Origin of the sequence: Vibrio coralliilyticus (genome assembly GCF_024449095.1) — a bacterium.
Taxonomy (GTDB): Bacteria; Pseudomonadota; Gammaproteobacteria; order Enterobacterales; family Vibrionaceae; genus Vibrio; species Vibrio coralliilyticus_A.
This window is the reverse complement of sequence record NZ_CP024627.1, coordinates 2379482-2398307: the sequence shown is the minus strand read 5'-3', so window position 1 is coordinate 2398307 and position 18826 is coordinate 2379482. Positions and strand designations below refer to the sequence as shown.

Here is an 18826-nt window from a genome sequence, read left to right as displayed (position 1 = left end):
AATGCGCGCTTTTAGTTTAGTTCTTGCGCTCGATGACGTATCGGGCGAACTCTTCGAGTAATTCTGTATTGTATGGGATAGCTTCTAAAGCTTGAAGAGCTTCCGTTAACAGAGTGTGAGCTTTGTTAATAGCACCTTCTAATCCTAGCAGAGCTGGGTAGGTGCTTTTATCTAATTCCTGATCAGAGCCCTGAGGTTTACCTAAGGTTTCTGTATCACTGATAATATCTAAAATGTCGTCTTGAACCTGAAACGCTAGGCCAATGGCATCAGCATAAATATCAAGCTGGGGTAATATATCGCTCCCTTTTGGGCCTGCGGCTAGTGCCCCGAGCCTGATAGCACACTTCATTAGCGCCCCTGTTTTGTTGCGATGAATCGTTTCCAGATCCGACAATGACACTTTTTGCCCCTCAGCAGCTAAATCCAACGCTTGGCCAAGGCACATACCGTTTGCACCGGAAGCTTCCGCCAGTGCTTTTATCATTTTGATACGGTTAGTTTCAGCTTCAGGGTTCAATTTGCCATCTGCGAGAATGGTAAATGCCATCGTTTGTAGCGCATCTCCCGTCAGGATGGCCGTTGCTTCGTCAAATTTTATGTGACAGGTGGGTTGGCCGCGACGCAATTCATCATCATCCATCGCTGGCAGATCATCATGAATGAGTGAATAAGCATGAATGCACTCAATCGCGGAAGCTGGTGTATCGAGCTCTTCCAGTTTACAACCCAGCATTTGGCCTGTGATGTAAACAAGGAAAGGGCGCGCGCGTTTACCACCTAGTAACAGGCCATAACGCATAGCTTCAATCAGAGGCTGTTCCTGATGAGGAAGGTGGTTCAGCCAGCGCTCTAATTGCTGATTATTTCTTTGTTGTAGAGAGGTTAACGCCTCAAGCATAGGAGCGATTCTTCTGTGATAATTATTCTGGCTGAGACGTGAACTCGGACAGTGGAGTTTCGTCATCATTTTGAAGCAAAATGCTGACACGCTGCTCAGCGTCGTGCAGCTTACTCTGGCCTTCTCGGGCGAGTGCGATGCCGCGTTCAAACTTTTTTAGTGCGTCATCAAGAGCCAGATCACCGTTTTCAAGGTGTTCAACAATGGAATCGAGTTCTTCAATTGCTGCCTCAAAGGACATGTTTTCAGGTTTCTTGCTCGCCATAATATTTCTACATTTGAAAAGATGCACGAAAGTTACCTTAGCAGGTAATGATGGTCAAATTTAACCGAGGAAAATTGACAGAAAAATCGAGCTCGCGCGGTCAATATTCTCTTTCGAGGTCACGTCATGGCTTTAGTCTAGTTTACTCTGTCGTCATAACATCTATATTTGTGTGAGTGCGATACCAATAAAACACTAAAGATCTGAAGGTGTTGCCGATATAATTTACCAGAAGCTTAAAAGATAGCATGAGGAGTGCTTTGTGGATTTAGCAACGCTAATAGGGCTCATTGGCGGCTTTGCTTTTGTCATCATGGCGATGATTTTGGGCGGAAGCATAATGATGTTCATCGATGTGACCTCCATTCTTATCGTCGTTGGCGGCTCAACCTTTGTTGTCCTAATGAAATTTACTATGGGGCAGTTTTTCGGTGCGGCTAAGATTGCGGGCAAAGCTTTCATGTTTAAAGTCGATGAACCGGAAGATCTGATTGCTAAAGTGGTCGAAATGGCAGATGCGGCACGTAAAGGTGGGTTTCTGGCACTTGAAGAAATGGAAATTACCAATAACTTCATGCAGAAAGGCATTGACTTGTTGGTCGACGGTCACGATGCCGATGTTGTACGTGCAGCACTACAGAAAGATATTGTCCTGACGGATGAGCGCCATGACTTTGGCGCGAGTGTTTTCCGTGCGTTTGGTGACGTTGCTCCTGCTATGGGCATGATAGGGACATTGGTTGGCCTAGTTGCCATGTTGTCGAATATGGATGACCCGAAAGCCATCGGCCCAGCAATGGCCGTCGCACTTTTGACGACGCTCTACGGTGCGATCTTATCTAACATGGTGTTTTTTCCGATCGCAGATAAATTGTCACTGCGCCGTGATCAAGAAAAACTCAATCGCCGCTTAATCATGGATGGTGTACTGGCTATTCAGGATGGGCAAAACCCACGCGTTATCGACAGCTATCTGAAGAACTACCTCAATGAAGGTAAGCGCGCTCTTGACGTAGATAACGAGTAAGGTCGCAGGTATGGATGAAGAAGAACCAAAATGCCCGCCCCCCGGCTTACCGTTATGGATGGGAACATTTGCTGACTTAATGTCACTGTTGATGTGCTTCTTCGTACTTCTGTTGTCGTTTTCTGAGATGGACGTACTGAAGTTCAAGCAGATTGCGGGTTCAATGAAGTTCGCCTTTGGTGTCCAGAACCGATTGGAAGTCAAGGATATTCCTAAAGGGACCAGTATCATTGCTCAGGAATTTAGACCCGGGCGCCCTGAGCCTACGCCGATAGATGTCATCATGCAGCAAACCATTGATATCACACAGCAGACGTTAGAGTTTCACGAAGGGGAATCAGACCGTGCTGGTGGTACGCAGCGAGACAAAGGCAAGCAAACGGGTGGTAAATCGCCGGATACGTCTACCCAAGATAATCAGAACTCAGAGTCCGATCGTGAGCAGCAGCAATCTGCTGAGATGTCTGAAGAGCTCGAAACCTTAATGGAGAGCATTAAGAAAGCCTTGGAGCGAGAGATCGAGCAAGGTGCGATTGAAGTTGAGAATTTGGGGCAGCAGATCGATATTCGTATTCGTGAGAAAGGAGCATTTCCAGAAGGCTCAGCCTTTTTACAGCCTAAGTTCCGTCCTCTGGTTCGTCAGATCGCTGATCTAGTGAAGGATATTCCGGGCATCGTGAGAGTCTCAGGCCACACAGATAACCAGAGAATTGATTCTGAACTTTACCGCTCCAATTGGGACTTATCGGCTCAGCGTGCGGTGTCCGTAGCACAAGAGATGGAAAAGGTGCGTGGGTTCTCTCATCAACGCCTACAAGTACGTGGAATGGCGGATACCCAGCCGTTAGGACCGAACATTACCGAAGCTCAGCGTTCGCGCAATAGACGCGTTGAAATCAGTATTATGCAGGGTGAACCTCTCTATAGTGATGAAGTACCGTCTCTACCCAATGCTAACTAATGAAAAAGGCGAGCAAAATGCTCGCCTTTTTTATGGTCTTTCATTCATGTATAATCTTGCGCCCTTAGACTGCAGAGCTCGTCGAAAAGTACGAAGCCATCTGGAATAGCTCCAATCTGCGAAACTGTTAACTTGTGAAGTGACTTATGAAATTTATCGTCAAGCCCCATCCAGAAATTTTTGTGAAAAGTGAATCGGTACGTAAACGCTTCACCAAGATTCTTGAGTGTAACATTCGCAATATTATCCAGAGTCGTACCGAATCGGTTGCTGTGTTTAACCGTCGTGACCATATTGAAGTTACTTCTGAATCAGACACTTACTACAAAGAAACCGTCGAAGTGCTGACTCAAACACCGGGCATTCATCATGTGCTGGAAGTGCAGCAGTCAGAATTTAAAGATTTACACGATATCTTCGAGCAAGTGCTTGAATTGAATCGCCCTAACCTAGAAGGCAAAACCTTTGTCGTGCGAGCAAAGCGTCGTGGTAAGCATGATTTCACGTCGATCGAGTTAGAACGTTACGTGGGTGGTGGCCTAAATCAAGCGATTGAAACAGCGAGTGTCAAACTACGCAACCCAGATGTAAAGGTGAAAGTGGAAGTGGCAAATGACAAGCTAAACCAAGTGATCAAACGTCACAAAGGGCTTGGCGGCTTCCCTCTTGGTACACAAGAGGATGTATTGAGCCTGATTTCTGGTGGCTTCGACTCTGGTGTATCCAGTTATCTGCACATCAAACGTGGTTCAAAAGTTCATTACTGTTTCTTCAACTTGGGCGGCCCTGCGCATGAGATTGGTGTTAAGCAGGTTTCTCATTATTTGTGGAATAAGTACGGATCATCAGCAAAAGTACGCTTCATTTCTGTAGATTTTGAGCCGGTTGTGGCTGAAATTCTTGAGAAAGTAGATGATGGTCAGATGGGGGTGATCCTCAAGCGTATGTTTATGCGTGCTGCTGGGATGATAGCTGAGAAGTTTGGCATTCAGGCATTGGTGACGGGTGAAGCTTTAGGTCAGGTTTCAAGCCAGACTCTAACTAACCTGCGTCATATTGATAATGTGACGGATACTTTGATTCTGCGTCCACTGATTAACTGGGATAAAGAAGATATCATCAACCTTGCGCGAGATATTGGTACTGAAGACTTTGCGAAAACAATGCCGGAATATTGTGGTGTTATTTCTAAGAAGCCGACAGTGAAAGCGGTAAAAGCGAAGTTGGATGCTGAGGAAGAGAAGTTTGACTTTGATATTTTAGAGCAAGTGGTGCGTGATGCTCGTCAGATGGACATTCGTGATATTGCCAAAGAGTCTGAACAAGCCGCGCCAGAAGTTGAACAGGTTCAAGCTGTTCAACAGCACGCGATCGTATTGGATATCCGCAGCCCGGAAGAAGAGGAAGACAATCCACTTGAAATTGAAGGTGTGGATGTCAAACATATTCCTTTCTACAAACTAGGTACTCAGTTTGGCGATTTAGATCAGTCTAAAACGTATCTGCTCTATTGTGATCGTGGTGTGATGAGCCGATTACAGGCGCTGTACCTGCAAGAGCAAGGCTTTAATAACGTTAAAGTATATCGCCCTTAAAATAGGCAGAGAACATCATAAAAAGCGCAAACCGTTAATTCGTTTTGCGCTTTTTTGTATGGCTCGATGATGATCTGACATGTTCTCTGAATTCAGCAGATAAAAAAACACCGCCAAAAGGCGGTGCTAAACAATTTGACAGACAGGTCAAAATAAATACAGGAAGTATGTGTTCCGCTCTAGCTAGAGAGGCGAAACGTGGTAGAAACCTACCTAACTCGAAATACGAGTTTGCAAACACAACATCGCAACAATATGCCAATTGATTCTGATAAAGAATCAAGCCGTTCTGGCTCTTGCTGCGTGGTGAAATATAGAATTTCTCTGGTCGTCAGGCAATGGACATTTTATAATGTTTCAGATTAAAAAAACTAATCCAATTTATGGAAGGACACTATGTCTAGAAGATTGCCACCTTTGAACTCTCTGAAAGTGTTTGAAGCCGCAGCGCGTCATTTGAGTTTTACTAGAGCAGCTGAGGAGTTATTTGTGACTCAGGCTGCAGTTAGCCATCAAATCAAGGCGTTAGAGGAGTTTCTTGGCTTGAAACTCTTCAGGCGACGTAACCGTTCTCTGCTGCTGACTGAGGAAGGCCAGAGCTACTTTTTGGACATTAAAGATATTTTCACCTCTCTTGCTGAAGCGACAGACAAAGTATTGGAGCGCAGCGAGAAAGGGGCGTTGACCATCAGTCTGCCGCCAAGCTTTGCGATTCAATGGCTAGTTCCACGCTTGGCGGACTTCAATCAGCAGGAACCTGACATTGATGTGCGTATCAAAGCGGTGGATATGGATGAAGGCTCATTGACTGACGATGTGGATGTGGCAATTTACTATGGTCGAGGAAATTGGCCGGGTCTACGTGCAGATAAACTCTATCAGGAATTTCTTATTCCACTCTGCTCGCCATCTTTATTACTGAGCAATAAACCATTAGAAACTCTAAGTGATCTTAAGCAACATACGTTACTTCACGATACTTCGCGAAAAGACTGGAAGCAGTTTGCGAAAGAACACGGTATTGAAGGGATTAACGTCAATCACGGGCCTATATTCAGCCACTCGACGATGGTGTTACAAGCAGCGGCACACGGACAGGGAGTCGCGTTAGGTAACAATGTACTTGCTCAGCCAGAAATGGAAGCAGGTCGATTGATTGCGCCATTTGATGAAGTTCTCATCACTAAGAATGCTTTTTACGTGGTGTGCCATGATAAGCAGGCGGATATGGGGCGTATTGCCACATTCCGTGACTGGATGCTTGCCAAGGCACAAAGTGAGCAAGAGGAATTGTTGGATGACTGATTTCCTAATTGATGGTGAGCAAGGCAACCCTGTTTTTATTTTTGCTCACGGTGCGGGAGCCGGTATGGATCATGATTTTATGACGGCGGTAGCGAAAGGGTTAGCGAAGAAAGGGATTCAAGTTGTTCGTTTTAACTTCCCATATATGGTTAAACGTGCTGAAGATGGTAAACGCCGCCCGCCAGATCGAGCGCCTAAGCTTTTGGAAGCGTATCAGGCTGTGATTGCCAAGTTTTCTGATGTACCAATTGTTATTGGTGGGAAATCCATGGGCGGGCGCATGGCCAGCTTGCTTGCTGAAGACGGTAATGTGGCAGCGATTGCCTGTTTAGGCTTTCCTTTTCATCCACCGGGTAAACCAGAAAAGTACAAAGGTGAGCATCTGGCGACGCTCAATAAGCCATGTTTAATCCTTCAAGGGGAGAGGGATACTTTTGGTAAGCAAGATGAGTTTAAAGGTTTCGCTCTCTCAGATGACATCAAGGTGAAATTTATCCCTGATGGCGATCATAGTTTCAAACCTAGAAAGAGCTCAGGTCATACTGAAGCGGGCAATATCGCTCTGGCGGTTGAGTATTTAGCTGATTTTATATTGGAGAGCTATGGTGAAAAGTAAGCAGTTACTTACCGTTGGTGGATTATTTGCCGGAGTTGGCGTTGCACTCGGCGCTTTTGCCGCTCACGGGTTAAAGCAATCACTATCACCTTATTTACTGGATGTCTTTAATACAGGCGTTCAGTATCAATTTATTCATGCTCTAGCGATTTTACTTTGTGGAGTCTTACTCAGGATAGGCATGGCTGAGAAAGCGCAAAAATATTTCGCCCTTGCCGCAAATTGCTTTATCATCGGCATCTTTTGTTTTAGTGGCAGCCTCTACGCCCTTGCATTAACCGGAATCAAATGGTTTGGACCTATTACTCCATTTGGTGGTTTAACCTTTATGCTTGGCTGGGGACTGTTTGTTTTCGCAGCGTTACAGATTAAAGAGGTGAATCAGTGAAACACTTAATGCTCTACTGCCGAGCTGGTTTTGAAAAAGAGTGTGCTGGAGAGATTCAGGATCGCGCTACCCAACTTGAAGTGTTTGGCTTCCCTCGTGTAAAAAACAACACTGGTTACGTACTGTTTGAATGTTATCAGCCGGGTGATGCAGAACGTCTGGCGAAAGAACTCGACTTTAAGTCACTGATTTTCGCACGTCAGATGTTTGCGGTTGCGGTGGAGATTAAAGACCTTCCACGTGAAGATCGTATTTCTCCTATTTTAGAGGAGCTCAGCGAGGTTGAATCTTTCCCGCGTTGTGGCGATATCCGCATTGAAACACCGGATACCAATGAAGCGAAAGAGTTGCTTAAGTTTTGTCGTAAATTCACAGTTCCTATGCGCCAGGCCATGCGTGGCAAAGGCATTTTGCTGCCCAAAGATAGCCCGAAGAAGCCAGTGTTACACCTCTGTTTTGTTGCACCGGGGCATTGTTTTGTAGGCTACTCGTTGCCAAGCAATAACTCTCAGTTTTTTATGGGAATTCCTCGTCTAAAGTTCCCTGCGGATGCACCAAGCCGTTCGACACTTAAATTGGAAGAAGCTTTCCATGTTTTCATTCCGCGTGAGGAGTGGGATGAGCGCCTGGCTCCTGGTATGTGGGGAGTGGATCTGGGGGCGTGTCCTGGTGGATGGACATACCAACTAGTTAAGCGTTCTATGTTCGTTCATGCAGTCGATAACGGCATGATGGCCGATAGCCTGATGGAAACGGGGCAGGTTAAACATCATCAGGAAGACGGCTTTAAATTCGAGCCAGCACGTAAAAATGTCACTTGGCTTATCTGTGATATGGTCGAAAAACCATCACGCGTTGCGCAGTTGATGGGAGAGTGGATTATTAGTGGTTGGGCCAAAGAAGCCTTGTTCAATCTCAAACTGCCGATGAAGGGGCGTTATGACGAAGTATTAGAAGATATTGAAAATCTTAAGCTATTTCTGATTGAAAACAAAGTGAAGTTCAAACTGCAAGCTAAGCACCTTTATCACGATCGTGAAGAAATTACCGTCCACGTTCAGTGCTTATCAAACATTTCACCACGATAGAATACCCTGTAGTATCACGCCACTCGTTTAAAGAGTGGCGTTTCCAATCCCAAGGCGAATGAGATGTTCGATCGTATTCTTCGCTGCTCAATTCATCCTGTATAATTGAAAGGTACCGGATGACACTCCCCAAAACATGCTATTACTGATTTCCGGGGTAAGAGCGATACTCAAACACCTGCCCACTGCCGTTAAAGGCATATACCGAATAGGCATCTTTTTCATTGCCGTATTCCATACCTGGAGAGCCCATAGGCATCCCCGGGACGGCCAAGCCTTTTGCATTTTTAGGTGGGTTTTCTAAAAAGGCTTTGATGTCTTGTGCTGGAACGTGGCCTTCAAACACATAGCCGTTAATTTCCGCGGTATGGCAGGAGGCCAGTTGTGAGGTCACGCCCAGTTTCTGTTTTATGGGGTTCATATCATCGTGTAACTTTTCTTCAACGGTAAACCCTGCTTCCTGCATGTGTTTTGTCCATTCTGTGCAACAACCACAATATGGTGACTTATGGTTTAGCACGTCAGCGGCTAGCGCGTGACTAGATAAAAGAACAAGGGATGCAAAGGAGATAACTTTTGTTTTCATAAACACCTCTATGAGTGAAGAGAAGATTTAAAGAGTCTTAATCGGTTAGCATTGCTGACAACCGTGATTGATGACAGTGCCATAGCGGCGCCAGCCACGACTGGACTCAATAAGAACCCGAATGCGGGGTACAGTACCCCAGCCGCAACTGGAATACCTAAAGAGTTATAAATAAAGGCACCAAATAAATTCTGTTTCATGTTTTTAATGGTTGCTTTGGAAAGTTCAATCGCTTTTACAACCGCCAAAGGAGATGAATTGAGCAATGTCATTTGCGCACTCTCAATGGCCACGTCACTTCCACTGCCCATCGCAATGCCAATGTCTGCAAGAGCAAGTGCAGGAGCGTCATTGACGCCGTCACCTATCATCGCAACCCGTTTTCTGTTCGCTTGAAGCTGCGTTATGTGCCCAGCTTTTTCATCAGGCAATACTTGCGCGATAACCTTCTGAATACCTAACTGATTCGCAATTGCTTGAGCGACATGTTGGTTATCGCCCGTTAACATTACCGGTGTAATCTGCATCTTGATTAAGGCTTCAATGGCTTGCTTCGCGTCTTCTTTGACAGGGTCGGCGATGGCGATTAAACCTGTAGCTTTGCCTTGTTGAGTAACAATAACCGGTGTCCAAGCTTTGTTTACACACAGCTCAAGAGTCGCTTGTAATTTATCGAGATTTATCTGCTGCTCCTGAGCGTAAGGAAGTGAAATCACAGCTACATCTTCATCTCGTATTTTTCCAGTGACGCCTTTCCCGCGCATGTTGTGAAAACCTTCAACCTCAGTCAGCTTAAGCTGAAGATCTTGAGCTTGTTTTACAATGGCTTTTGCCAATGGGTGCTCTGAGTATTGCTCTATGCTAGCGGCGGTCATCAGCAAGCGATTCTCGTCTTGGTTGAGTGAGTAGACATGGTGTACTTCGGGCTTACCTTGTGTCAGGGTTCCCGTTTTATCAAATACAACGGTATCGATCTGGCTTGCCGATTGCAGCACATCGGCATCTTTGATCAATATGCCCATTTCAGCGGCTTTACCAATACCAACGGTCACTGAAAGCGGCGTTGCTAATCCGAGCGCGCAAGGGCATGCGATAATGAGAACTGTGGTTGTGACAACCAACATATAGCTGGCTTTCGGCTCAGGTCCGATCATGAACCATATCAGTGCGGAGAAAAGAGCAATTGTAACAACGACGGGAACAAACACCGCTGAGATTTGATCCGCTAGCTTGGCGAGGGCAGGCTTACTGCTTTGTGCCTCTCGGACCATGGTAATGATGCGCGATAGCATAGTATTGCTGCCGACACCGGTCGCTTCGATGACTAAACTACCATCTTGGTTTAATGTACCGGCAGAAATGGTATCGCCATTTTGTTTGTAAACGGGTATGGGCTCACCGGTCAGCATGGATTCATCTATGTACGACGTGCCGGACACGACTTGACCATCAATGGGGGCTTTTTCACCGGGTTTAATTCGGAGTTGCATACCTTCGGTGATCTGCTCGATGGCAATGATTTGATCCCCTGATTTTGTTATTAATGTGGCTTTATTTGGTTGAAGATTGATCAAAGCTTGCAATGAGCGAGTTGTCTTGGCTTTCGCTTTTGCTTCAATGTAATGACCTAGGGATATAAGGCCCACAATCATCGCACTGGCTTCAAAATAGACGTGCCTTGATGCAGCGGGAAACCACTGTGGAAATAGCACGACAAGCATTGAAAATAACCAAGCGGCTCCTGTGCCAAGCGCGACTAAGGTATCCATGGTCGCTCGTTTGTGCACTAATGCTTGCCAGGCATTAGTGAAAAAGCTCCGCCCAGCCGTCGCAAGTAGCCAGAAACAGAGCGCTCCGATCCCCCCCCAAGCCAGTTGATCCTGAGCGGTTCTAATCATCATGTTACCACCGAGTACCCCCCATAACATGAGTGGTACACCGAGCATAATGCCAGCCAAAGCACTTCTTCTATGGTGGGCCTGTAGCGCATTTTGCTGAGCTGCTTGCTTTTCTTGTTGAGTGCTTGGATCGTCGATGAGTTCCGCCTGATAACCCGCTTGTTGAACTGACTCGGCTAGTGCGCTGAACAGGGTACGACTTTTGTCCTCTGTAAAGACCAGAGCACTTTGCTCAGCAAGATTAACTTGAGCCTTTATGACCCCAGGAACTTGGGCGAGTGCTTTTTCTACGGAAGACACACAGCTGGCGCAGGTCATCCCTGCAATTAACAGATGAATTGTTTGTGTACCTTCTGGCGTGTTAGAGGGAGTAGAGCGAGTTTGGCTTGGAACGTGTTCAATCTCACTTTCTTCCTCTACACCAGTGTATTCACTGGCTTGGTAGCCGAGAGATTCAACCAATGCTTGTACCTGTTGTCGGGTTAAAAGCGTCGATACCGAAAGTTGAGTTTTTGCAACATCAAACTGACCGACTAATTCATGCGTTTCAAGAGCCGCTTTAACCTTTGCCACACATCGACCACAGTTCAGTCCGGATAAATGAAACGTATATTGGAACCCAGCTTGGTAACCAAGTGAGCGAATAGAGCTCTCTAATTCGGCAAAAGAACAATTGCTCTCTAGGGTGATGTGTTTTGGTGTTAAATCATGAATCGTAACTTGATACTGGGAGGTAAGCTCATGTTCAACTTTTCGGGCACACCCCATACAGCTTAACCCTGATAGTGGAATATCGAACTGACGCATAACATTACCCTCAACAAAGAACTGTTGCTGAGCATAAACCTTCCCTCAAGGGGAAGGTCAAGTGTCATTGATCGAGAAAGACTAAAACCTTAAATAGACGCTTTATTCAGGTTATGTGATTTAGTCTGTGAGAAATTCCAAATGTTTAGCTGGAAATTGGTCAAGCAAATAGACTTACTTTAAGTAAAACACCTCAGTGAATAATGAATTCTGTATAAGACGGATTGTAGATTTGCACATCAGTGCTAAAATACGCGCAATTTTGGCGCCATTCATCATCTCTATAGAGTGGTGCGGTCATTTCGACAATCAAGGTATTTTACATGACGGTTAAAACTCGTTTTGCTCCTAGCCCAACAGGCTACCTTCACGTGGGTGGTGCACGTACTGCACTTTACTCTTGGCTATACGCTAAAAACCAAGGCGGTGAATTCGTTCTGCGTATCGAAGATACTGACTTAGAACGTAACTCTCAAGAAGCAGTCGATGCCATCCTAGAAGGCATGCAGTGGATGGGGCTTGAGTGGAATGAAGGGCCTTACTTCCAGTCAAAGCGCTTCGATCGTTATAACGAGATGGTTGATAAACTCCTTGCGGAAGACAAAGCGTACAAATGTTATGCTTCTAAAGAGCTTCTCGATGAAATCCGTGCGGAGCAAGAAGCCGCTAAAGAGATGCCGCGTTATGATGCGAACCACCCAAAAATCGTTGCGGCTAACGAAGCAGCTAAAGAAGGTGACCCGTGCGTTGTCCGCTTTCGTAATCCGAAACAGGGCAGTGTCGTCTTTGAAGACCAAATTCGTGGCCGTATCGAGATTGCTAACGATCAACTCGATGACCTTATTATCCGTCGAACAGATGGGTCTCCTACGTACAACTTCGTTGTAGTCGTCGATGACTGGGATATGGGTATCACGCATGTCGTTCGTGGTGAAGATCATATCAACAATACGCCTCGTCAAATCAACATCTACGAAGCATTAGGTGCCCCAGTTCCGACGTTTGCACACTGTGCAATGATCCTAGGTGATGATGGTGCGAAACTGTCTAAGCGTCATGGCGCTGTATCAGTCATGCAATACCGTGATGAAGGTTACCTTCCAAATGCTCTAAACAACTACCTAGTGCGTCTTGGTTGGTCTCACGGTGACCAAGAGATTTTCTCTACTGAAGAGATGATCAATCTGTTCTCTCTAAATGCGGTTTCTAAGTCAGCGTCAGCATTCAATACTGAAAAGCTACTTTGGTTGAACAACCATTACATCAAGACATCGGCTCCTGAGTACGTAGCTGAGTACCTACAATGGCACTTAGACAACCAGAACCTAAACATTGAAAACGGCCCAGCAATCACTGAAGTGATCACACTTGTTGGCGAACGTTGTAACACTCTAGTAGAACTCGCTGAGCAGATCCGCTACTTCTACGAAGACTTCTCTGAATTTGAAGCCGGCGCAGCTAAGAAACACTTACGTGGCGTCGCTAAAGGCCCACTAGAGTTGGCTCTTACAAAAGCAGAAGCGCTAGAAGAATGGACAACGGCCAATATTAAAGAGAGCGTCATTGCGGCCGTATGTGAAGAGTTAGAGATTGGCATGGGTAAAATCGGCATGCCACTTCGCGTTGCGGTTACCGGTGGTGGTCAGTCTCCATCCGTTGATGCGGTTATGGATCTGGTGGGTAAAGAACGTGTGCTTGCTCGCATCAAGATGGCGATAGCGTTTATCGAAGAGCGTGAAGCTAACGCATAAAAAAATGTACTTATTGCATATTAACCGCAGCTTAATGCTGCGGTTTTTTTATATTTCTATTTTCTTAAGGATAAATAAATAGCGGTCAGTACTTTATTGGTCTGTGATTATGGTTCCAGTTTCTTATCTTAGTTGAACCCCAATAACGCAAAGTTATCTAATTAGATGAAATTAAATAAAAATTCACAAAGTTAATTGTCATTTATCTCGTTAAGGTGTAGTGTCCGCACAATTGTACGGTAACACTCTATGTGTTTGTTTTTATGTGGCTTGTCTATAGCGTCGCAAATCTAACGCGTATTAATAAGGTATGAAAAATGAAAAAATTAGCAGCGGTAGTTTCTGGCACACTTCTTCTTGCTTCAGCATCAGTGAATGCGCAATTTTATCTTGGCGCAAAAGCGGGAGCGAGTTGGGTAGATGATTTGTGCACAACAGGTGAATGTGATGATAACTCTTGGGCGCTTGGTTCATTTGTTGGCTATGAGTTCAATGACTATTTAGCCCTAGAAGCGGGCCTAGATACATTAGGTGAAACAACGGGCTCTGGTTATAAAGATGCTGGTTTGGTTTCTTATTCATTGGCGCCGCGCTTCAGCTTGCCATTAACAGAGAATGTTGATGCCTTTGCCAAAGCGGGTGGGGCTTATGTGGAGTATGGTAACAAGAGCGATAGCTCTTTCGTCGGTGGCGTTGGGCTAAGCTATAGTGTCCTGCCAAACATTGATATTCAAGTTGAGTATCAGCGCTTAACGGACATCGATATTGATACGCATGGTATTGCGGGTAATGCGGTGACACTAGGATTCACAACTAAATTTGGTGGTAGCGAACAACACACCGAGACACCCACACAAGAAGAAATGCAGGTGGAAGAAGTTGTCGAAGAAACGGTAGTGGTTCAGCCTATACTGCAAACGTTTGAATCGAAAGTCGTCTACTCGGTCAGCTTTAAATTTGATAGTGCAGAGCTGACTTCTGACAGTGAAATGGCGCTAAAAGAAGTGGCTGCTTTCATGAGCGAATATCCACAAGCAACCGTGGATGTGGTGGGTTATGCTGACTCAGTTGGCCCAGCAGCATACAACCAAACTCTGTCTGAGCAGCGTGCTCAATCTGTAGCGGATATTATTGCAGATTATGGGGTAAACCAGTCACGTATTCACGTAGAAGGAGCGGGGGAAGCCAAGCCTATCGCACAGAATGATACCCGAGAAGGGCGTATGCAGAACCGTCGTGCAGAAGTCACAATGAATGAGTTTGAATATCAAGTTCAGCCTTAAGCGCTCTGTTGATTGTAAAATTAAATCAAAGCCCTGTTTCGACAGGGCTTTGTCATATTTACGAGAAAGTAAGTCATTAGCATGCAAAAGGTGAAATTGGTCCATAAACCCATTTGTACATTTTATGAACTAAGGTGTACTGTTATTGCGACCATACTGTAACTTGATGATTGTTATTGTGTGGCGTGTTTGTTGTGGCACACAGTGCTGACAGTCATAAGGAAAAAACAATGAAAAAATTAGCAGCGGTAGTTTCCACCACATTTCTTCTCGCATCTACATCAGTAAGCGCTCAGTTTTATTTGGGTGCCAAAGCAGGAGCTTCTTGGCTCAATGAGTCATGTTCTACGGGGCCTTGTGATGATAATTCTTGGGCGTTGGGCTCCTTTGCCGGTTATGAGTTTAATGACATGATAAGCCTTGAGCTAGCACTGGATACATTAGGGGAGACCACTGGTTATGGCTATACAGATGCAGGATTAAGCTCCTATTCCCTTGCGCCCCGATTCACTATGCCTTTGTCAGAAAAATTTGATGCATTTGCCAAGTTAGGTGGTGCGTATGTTGAGTATGGCAATAAAGACGATAGTTCTTTACTTGGTGCTTTGGGTGTGACGTATGCCTTTATGCCGACTATCGATTTTCAGTTGGAGTACCAACGTTTAACCGACATTAACATTGATACTCATCGTTTTAAAGGCAATGCCCTAACACTAGGTTTCATTGCGAAGTTTGGAGGTAATGATGAACCAACCTCGTATCCAGCTGAAGAAGAAATGGTGGTTGAAGAAGTTATCGAAGAAGAGGTTGTGATTGAACCTATCGTCAAGACCTTTGAGACGAAAGTGGTTGACTCCAGTAGCTTTGCACTGAACAGTGCAGAATTGAAACCAGAGAGCAAAGCGATGCTGGCGGAATTAGTGACTTTTATGATGGAGTTTCCGCAGTCAACGGTCGAAGTGGTTGGTTACACGGACTCCAGCGGTGCAGCCTCGTACAACCAAGAATTATCTGAGAAGCGGGCTCAGTCCGTTGCTGAAGAGCTTGAAGAACAAGGTATCGATGCATCAAGAATCACAGCTCGTGGAGAGGGGGAGAGTAACCCGATCGCTTCTAATGAAACCAAAGAAGGACGAGCACAGAACCGACGGGTAGAAATTATGGTACCAGCTTTTGAGTATCAGGCTCAGTAAAAAAACACTTCCCTAGCGTCTAAGCACCTCGAATCTATGTTCGGGGTGCTTCTATTTGAGGTCGATACTATTGAGTCGCCCCATAAATTCGAGGATTTCTAGGTTATCTTTATTCGCTTCCAGCAAGGCTTTCTTTGTTTTTGTATAGGCAGCGAGCCGACCGTGCTTTTTGATTGAGCACACTACACTCTTATAAATCAATTTGCCGTTTTCATCATAATTCCGCCAAGCCGCAATATAGCACTCATCTTTGGCATCGGGTTCTGCTTTGGTTGGACGAGGTTTGAAAATAATTTTGGGTTCTAAGGAGTGAGGGAGTCGAGTCATAAGGTAGGGATCTTTGAGCAACTTGCGCCAGAATTTTCCCCACATTGCACTACCCAATTCATTACGAAGTTTGATGGCTTTTTTTAGCCCTTTCTTTTCACCAATTCTCACGTAGCCGACAGAGCGGTGAAGTACCGTATCATCGGGTGTATGAATGTGAATTTTAAATGCAGTTTTAGCTTTAGATATAAAGCGATGACCAGTGTTAGTAGTCAAGTTACTTTTCTTCATTAATTGCTTATGAATAGTTCTGTTAATAATCATTTTAGTTGAATGTCTTCAATTGTTGAAGCCTTGATTTACCGCTTGCGAATTGGTTTGGTGAGGTGTCGTGATTAGGTGTGACTCTTGATTGGCAGTGCAGCAGATGAACAGTTAAAGGAGAGGGGGGCTTACGAGTGAAGAGTTTGATGTCAACCATAGTATTAGCGGGATAACTCTGACGGTTTTAAGTATATGCATCTGTTATATGGTAAGTTTCTCCTTCTGTTGTCCTCAAAAGAGATCTCTATGCTATGAATTACAATAAAGAATACCATAGCAACGGCATAGTGCAGTTTGATGCTGCGAAAGAACTCATTCAGCTTTTACCAGACAAAGTGGATCGACTTCTTGATGTTGGCTGTGGTTCAGGAAAAGTCTCGCATTTAATACAGGAACACTCAGAACCGAAGACGATGGTGGCTATAGATGCATCTGCGGAAATGCTTGAGCAAGCGCATAGGCTTTACCCTGATAGCCGGATTCAATTCGAACACGCTGATATACGTCATTACACTACTGCTACAGGCTTTGATGTCATTACTTCAAACTCATCGTTTCAATGGTATCAAGATTATGATGCCGCACTTCAGGCAATCAGAAATGCGCTAAATGTGCACGGTACCTTTGCTTTGCAAACGCCTTACAAACAGGAATGGTGTCCACTGGTTTCTGAATTGATGACGGAGTTTTTTCGTGATTACTACCCACAACTTGGCCAGTGTTTTCGTATGCCGTGTATGCATTTAGAGAGTGCAGAACAATACAGAGAAATGTTTGAATCAAGAGGGTTCCGTGTACTTTCGATAAAACCTAGGGAGTTTGTGTACTCCTTTGCCGGTGAAGAGTTCAAAAAGTTCTTCATGTCAGGGGCGTATAAAGTTTATACCTTAGCTCAAAGCTACACGTTGCCGATTCCTTCAGCCTTTGCACGGGATTTGGAAAGTTTCATTGAAGAGGTCGCAAACAGCCGCTCGTGTTTCGATGTTAGTATCTTCAGGTTGTTAGCGTGCTTCGGACGGGCATAGTGAGTAGAGGTACTAACTATCCAGCAAGAAGCTCGGCCATTTGTGGTCGAGCTTCTTTCTTTTGGTGGGATTATCTATGCGTAGTTGGAACTTTCATCTAGTTCAGAAGGTTCATTTTGCAGAAAAGTAATCGAGATAATTGAGATATAAGTAGAGCAGAGTGAAAGATATGAAAAGACCAGATCTATTGGGTTTAGATCTGGCCTCAATATGATATGGCGCTCCCGACAGGATTCGAACCTGTGACCTATCCCTTAGGAGGGGATCGCGCTATCCAGCTGTGCCACGGGAGCTTATTGCCATCATACTTAATTAAATCAAGTTGTTAAACCTTAGCTCACGGATTTATAGCATCTTGTGCATAACATCGCCAATTTGAATACTGCCTGCGAGTTCGGGCTGGTCTACTGTTAATTCCGCTTCGTTTTCATACACTCTAGATACTGTCAAAGTAATGTTTGACTCAGTGACTTTGTTTCTTGGTAAGCCGCGTTGATCAATGAAAGAGCCTGTGTGCCAAAGTTTGAGCTTATCGCCGAGCTGGACACCATGAATGCGTCCGAGATCCATGGTGAGAATGTTGTCCCATTTTGAAATGATCTCCGGGAGCGTGATTTTGCATGACACTTCGGATTCTAGATCCAACATGATATTACGACTGACGCGCAGCATCATATCACCGTAGGTTGATGCCCAGAAGCGAGCACTCTTAGTATCGACTTGGCTGGTTTTTGGAAATGGCCAGCGAGCGACTTCACGATAATTTCGGTTATAAACCTCATTTCCCGTCTTGCCATCAAACACTGTCATTTCAAGAGCAAACTGACGATTGATGATGTCATCTTTCAATAATTTCTGTTCTATAGTGGCGGTTAAATCGGTAATAACACCACCGATGATGTATTGTGCACCAGTATCCTGTGCAATCATTTTAAGTCGTTCTGGATAACGTTTACTGATTTGATAATCGGTTGTCCCCACAGAAACAAAGTTGGCTGATTGCTGATCAAGCTGGCGATTGATCACTGTAGCGAAGTCATCACCGACGCTATAAATCTGGCCCATCACCGCTTGTTGAGGTGAAGCAACATCTATGTTGCCGACTAGGAAGGTCTTTTTATACTGGCTGACATGGCAAGCTGTTGCCGATGGGTAAATATCAATACGTGCTTTGACAAACATGACGCCATTACGCACCTTCTGCTCATCGACCACGATGTAGCGGACTTCCGTATTGCTGAACTGATACTCCTTGCGTTCGCTTTCTAGGAGTGGCCTCAAATTGGAGATGCTGCCGATATCTGCGCCAGAGAAGCTGATGGCCTTAAAAATGGCATCTTCCAAGGCATGAATACGTGCGACTTCTTCGGAGGAGACCACAGTAGCGGTACCCGTTACTTCATACCATCCGGCTGACACTATACTCGTGTACAGTGAGGCATAAATGGTTGAAATCATGATAAGAAGCATTTTTTTCATATTCATCTTCCAAGTTGGTTCATTTTTTGCTTTCTCTATCTTAGCTGGTTTAGGCATTGCCGTTCTG

Annotated in this window: 17 protein-coding genes and 1 tRNA gene; 11 read left to right on the top strand and 7 right to left on the bottom strand. The window is 45.1% G+C overall.

Features of this window, described 5'->3' with window-relative positions:
• Positions 1 to 16: 16 nt before the first annotated feature.
• Both ispA and xseB read right to left on the bottom strand, forming a co-directional pair.
• Positions 17 to 901, bottom strand: coding sequence for a (2E,6E)-farnesyl diphosphate synthase (gene ispA / locus CTT30_RS11330; RefSeq protein WP_252035198.1), 885 nt, complete (start codon positions 899 to 901; stop codon positions 17 to 19).
• A gap of 22 nt (positions 902 to 923) precedes the next feature.
• Positions 924 to 1166 (bottom strand): exodeoxyribonuclease VII small subunit, encoded by a 243-nt coding sequence (gene xseB / locus CTT30_RS11325; protein ID WP_239838313.1) that lies wholly within the window; start codon positions 1164 to 1166, stop codon positions 924 to 926.
• A 262-nt stretch (positions 1167 to 1428) separates the two neighbouring features.
• Between xseB and pomA the strand changes: the two genes are divergently transcribed.
• From pomA to rlmM, 7 genes are all read left to right on the top strand, one after another.
• The gene (gene pomA, locus CTT30_RS11320) at positions 1429 to 2193 is read left to right on the top strand and encodes a flagellar motor protein PomA (RefSeq protein ID WP_045974729.1); all 765 of its coding nucleotides are present in this window, start codon (positions 1429 to 1431) and stop codon (positions 2191 to 2193) included.
• 10 nt (positions 2194 to 2203) lie between these two features.
• Complete coding sequence (locus tag CTT30_RS11315; RefSeq protein WP_239838312.1) at positions 2204 to 3154, top strand: flagellar motor protein MotB; 951 nt, start codon at positions 2204 to 2206, stop codon at positions 3152 to 3154.
• Between the two features lie 146 nt (positions 3155 to 3300).
• Positions 3301 to 4749 carry a tRNA uracil 4-sulfurtransferase ThiI gene (gene thiI, locus CTT30_RS11310; protein ID WP_252035197.1) on the top strand — a complete coding sequence of 483 codons (1449 nt, stop codon included), beginning with the start codon at positions 3301 to 3303 and terminating at the stop codon, positions 4747 to 4749.
• Between the two features lie 396 nt (positions 4750 to 5145).
• On the top strand, positions 5146 to 6054 hold the full coding sequence (gene gcvA / locus CTT30_RS11305) for a transcriptional regulator GcvA (protein ID WP_239864907.1): 909 nt from the start codon (positions 5146 to 5148) through the stop codon (positions 6052 to 6054).
• Positions 6047 to 6670, top strand: coding sequence for an alpha/beta fold hydrolase (locus tag CTT30_RS11300; RefSeq protein ID WP_252035196.1), 624 nt, complete (start codon positions 6047 to 6049; stop codon positions 6668 to 6670). Before gcvA ends, CTT30_RS11300 begins: the two co-directional genes overlap by 8 nt.
• Positions 6660 to 7058, top strand: coding sequence for a DUF423 domain-containing protein (locus tag CTT30_RS11295; protein WP_239838453.1), 399 nt, complete (start codon positions 6660 to 6662; stop codon positions 7056 to 7058). The genes CTT30_RS11300 and CTT30_RS11295 overlap by 11 nt, the downstream gene beginning before the upstream one ends.
• Positions 7055 to 8146 (top strand): 23S rRNA (cytidine(2498)-2'-O)-methyltransferase RlmM, encoded by a 1092-nt coding sequence (rlmM, locus tag CTT30_RS11290; protein WP_252035195.1) that lies wholly within the window; start codon positions 7055 to 7057, stop codon positions 8144 to 8146. Before CTT30_RS11295 ends, rlmM begins: the two co-directional genes overlap by 4 nt.
• 142 nt (positions 8147 to 8288) lie before the next feature.
• Here the strand turns inward: rlmM and CTT30_RS11285 are convergent, their stop codons facing one another.
• Together CTT30_RS11285 and CTT30_RS11280 are read right to left on the bottom strand one after the other, a co-directional pair.
• Positions 8289 to 8732: a DUF411 domain-containing protein gene (locus CTT30_RS11285; protein ID WP_252035194.1), complete on the bottom strand. Its 444-nt coding sequence runs from the start codon at positions 8730 to 8732 to the stop codon at positions 8289 to 8291.
• Between the two features lie 8 nt (positions 8733 to 8740).
• Positions 8741 to 11437, bottom strand: coding sequence for a cation transporter (locus CTT30_RS11280; protein WP_252035193.1), 2697 nt, complete (start codon positions 11435 to 11437; stop codon positions 8741 to 8743).
• A gap of 323 nt (positions 11438 to 11760) precedes the next feature.
• Between CTT30_RS11280 and gltX the strand changes: the two genes are divergently transcribed.
• From gltX to CTT30_RS11265, 3 genes are all read left to right on the top strand, one after another.
• Complete coding sequence (gene gltX, locus CTT30_RS11275) at positions 11761 to 13188, top strand: glutamate--tRNA ligase (protein WP_252035192.1); 1428 nt, start codon at positions 11761 to 11763, stop codon at positions 13186 to 13188.
• Between the two features lie 317 nt (positions 13189 to 13505).
• On the top strand, positions 13506 to 14471 hold the full coding sequence (locus CTT30_RS11270) for an OmpA family protein (protein ID WP_252035191.1): 966 nt from the start codon (positions 13506 to 13508) through the stop codon (positions 14469 to 14471).
• Between the two features lie 230 nt (positions 14472 to 14701).
• Positions 14702 to 15664 carry an OmpA family protein gene (locus CTT30_RS11265; RefSeq protein ID WP_252035190.1) on the top strand — a complete coding sequence of 321 codons (963 nt, stop codon included), beginning with the start codon at positions 14702 to 14704 and terminating at the stop codon, positions 15662 to 15664.
• 51 nt (positions 15665 to 15715) lie between these two features.
• On the opposite strand, the gene CTT30_RS11260 is transcribed toward CTT30_RS11265, so the two are convergent.
• A complete protein-coding gene (locus tag CTT30_RS11260) occupies positions 15716 to 16222 on the bottom strand; it encodes a Fe3+-citrate ABC transporter substrate-binding protein (protein WP_239864897.1) in 507 nt (168 codons plus the stop codon).
• A gap of 284 nt (positions 16223 to 16506) precedes the next feature.
• Between CTT30_RS11260 and CTT30_RS11255 the strand changes: the two genes are divergently transcribed.
• Positions 16507 to 17280, top strand: coding sequence for a class I SAM-dependent methyltransferase (locus CTT30_RS11255; protein ID WP_252035189.1), 774 nt, complete (start codon positions 16507 to 16509; stop codon positions 17278 to 17280).
• 216 nt (positions 17281 to 17496) lie between these two features.
• Here CTT30_RS11255 and CTT30_RS11250 read toward each other — a convergent pair.
• Together CTT30_RS11250 and flgT are read right to left on the bottom strand one after the other, a co-directional pair.
• Positions 17497 to 17573, bottom strand: a tRNA-Arg gene (locus tag CTT30_RS11250).
• Between the two features lie 52 nt (positions 17574 to 17625).
• Positions 17626 to 18750, bottom strand: a complete 1125-nt coding sequence (gene flgT, locus CTT30_RS11245; RefSeq protein WP_370689716.1) for a flagellar assembly protein FlgT — start codon at positions 18748 to 18750, stop codon at positions 17626 to 17628.
• Positions 18751 to 18826 lie beyond the last annotated feature (76 nt).

Bases quoted from the DNA above. Each gene is read 5' to 3' on its own strand.
- ispA (WP_252035198.1), bottom strand. From the start codon at position 901: ATGCTTGAGGCGTTAACCTCTCTACAACAAAGAAATAATCAGCAATTA.
- xseB (WP_239838313.1), bottom strand. From the start codon at position 1,166: ATGGCGAGCAAGAAACCTGAAAACATGTCCTTTGAGGCAGCAATTGAA.
- CTT30_RS11315 (WP_239838312.1), top strand. From the start codon at position 2,204: ATGGATGAAGAAGAACCAAAATGCCCGCCCCCCGGCTTACCGTTATGG.
- thiI (WP_252035197.1), top strand. From the start codon at position 3,301: ATGAAATTTATCGTCAAGCCCCATCCAGAAATTTTTGTGAAAAGTGAA.
- gcvA (WP_239864907.1), top strand. From the start codon at position 5,146: ATGTCTAGAAGATTGCCACCTTTGAACTCTCTGAAAGTGTTTGAAGCC.
- CTT30_RS11300 (WP_252035196.1), top strand. From the start codon at position 6,047: ATGACTGATTTCCTAATTGATGGTGAGCAAGGCAACCCTGTTTTTATT.
- CTT30_RS11285 (WP_252035194.1), bottom strand. From the start codon at position 8,732: ATGAAAACAAAAGTTATCTCCTTTGCATCCCTTGTTCTTTTATCTAGT.
- CTT30_RS11280 (WP_252035193.1), bottom strand. From the start codon at position 11,437: ATGCGTCAGTTCGATATTCCACTATCAGGGTTAAGCTGTATGGGGTGT.
- gltX (WP_252035192.1), top strand. From the start codon at position 11,761: ATGACGGTTAAAACTCGTTTTGCTCCTAGCCCAACAGGCTACCTTCAC.
- CTT30_RS11270 (WP_252035191.1), top strand. From the start codon at position 13,506: ATGAAAAAATTAGCAGCGGTAGTTTCTGGCACACTTCTTCTTGCTTCA.
- CTT30_RS11265 (WP_252035190.1), top strand. From the start codon at position 14,702: ATGAAAAAATTAGCAGCGGTAGTTTCCACCACATTTCTTCTCGCATCT.
- CTT30_RS11260 (WP_239864897.1), bottom strand. From the start codon at position 16,222: ATGAAGAAAAGTAACTTGACTACTAACACTGGTCATCGCTTTATATCT.
- CTT30_RS11255 (WP_252035189.1), top strand. From the start codon at position 16,507: ATGAATTACAATAAAGAATACCATAGCAACGGCATAGTGCAGTTTGAT.
- flgT (WP_370689716.1), bottom strand. From the start codon at position 18,750: ATGCTTCTTATCATGATTTCAACCATTTATGCCTCACTGTACACGAGT.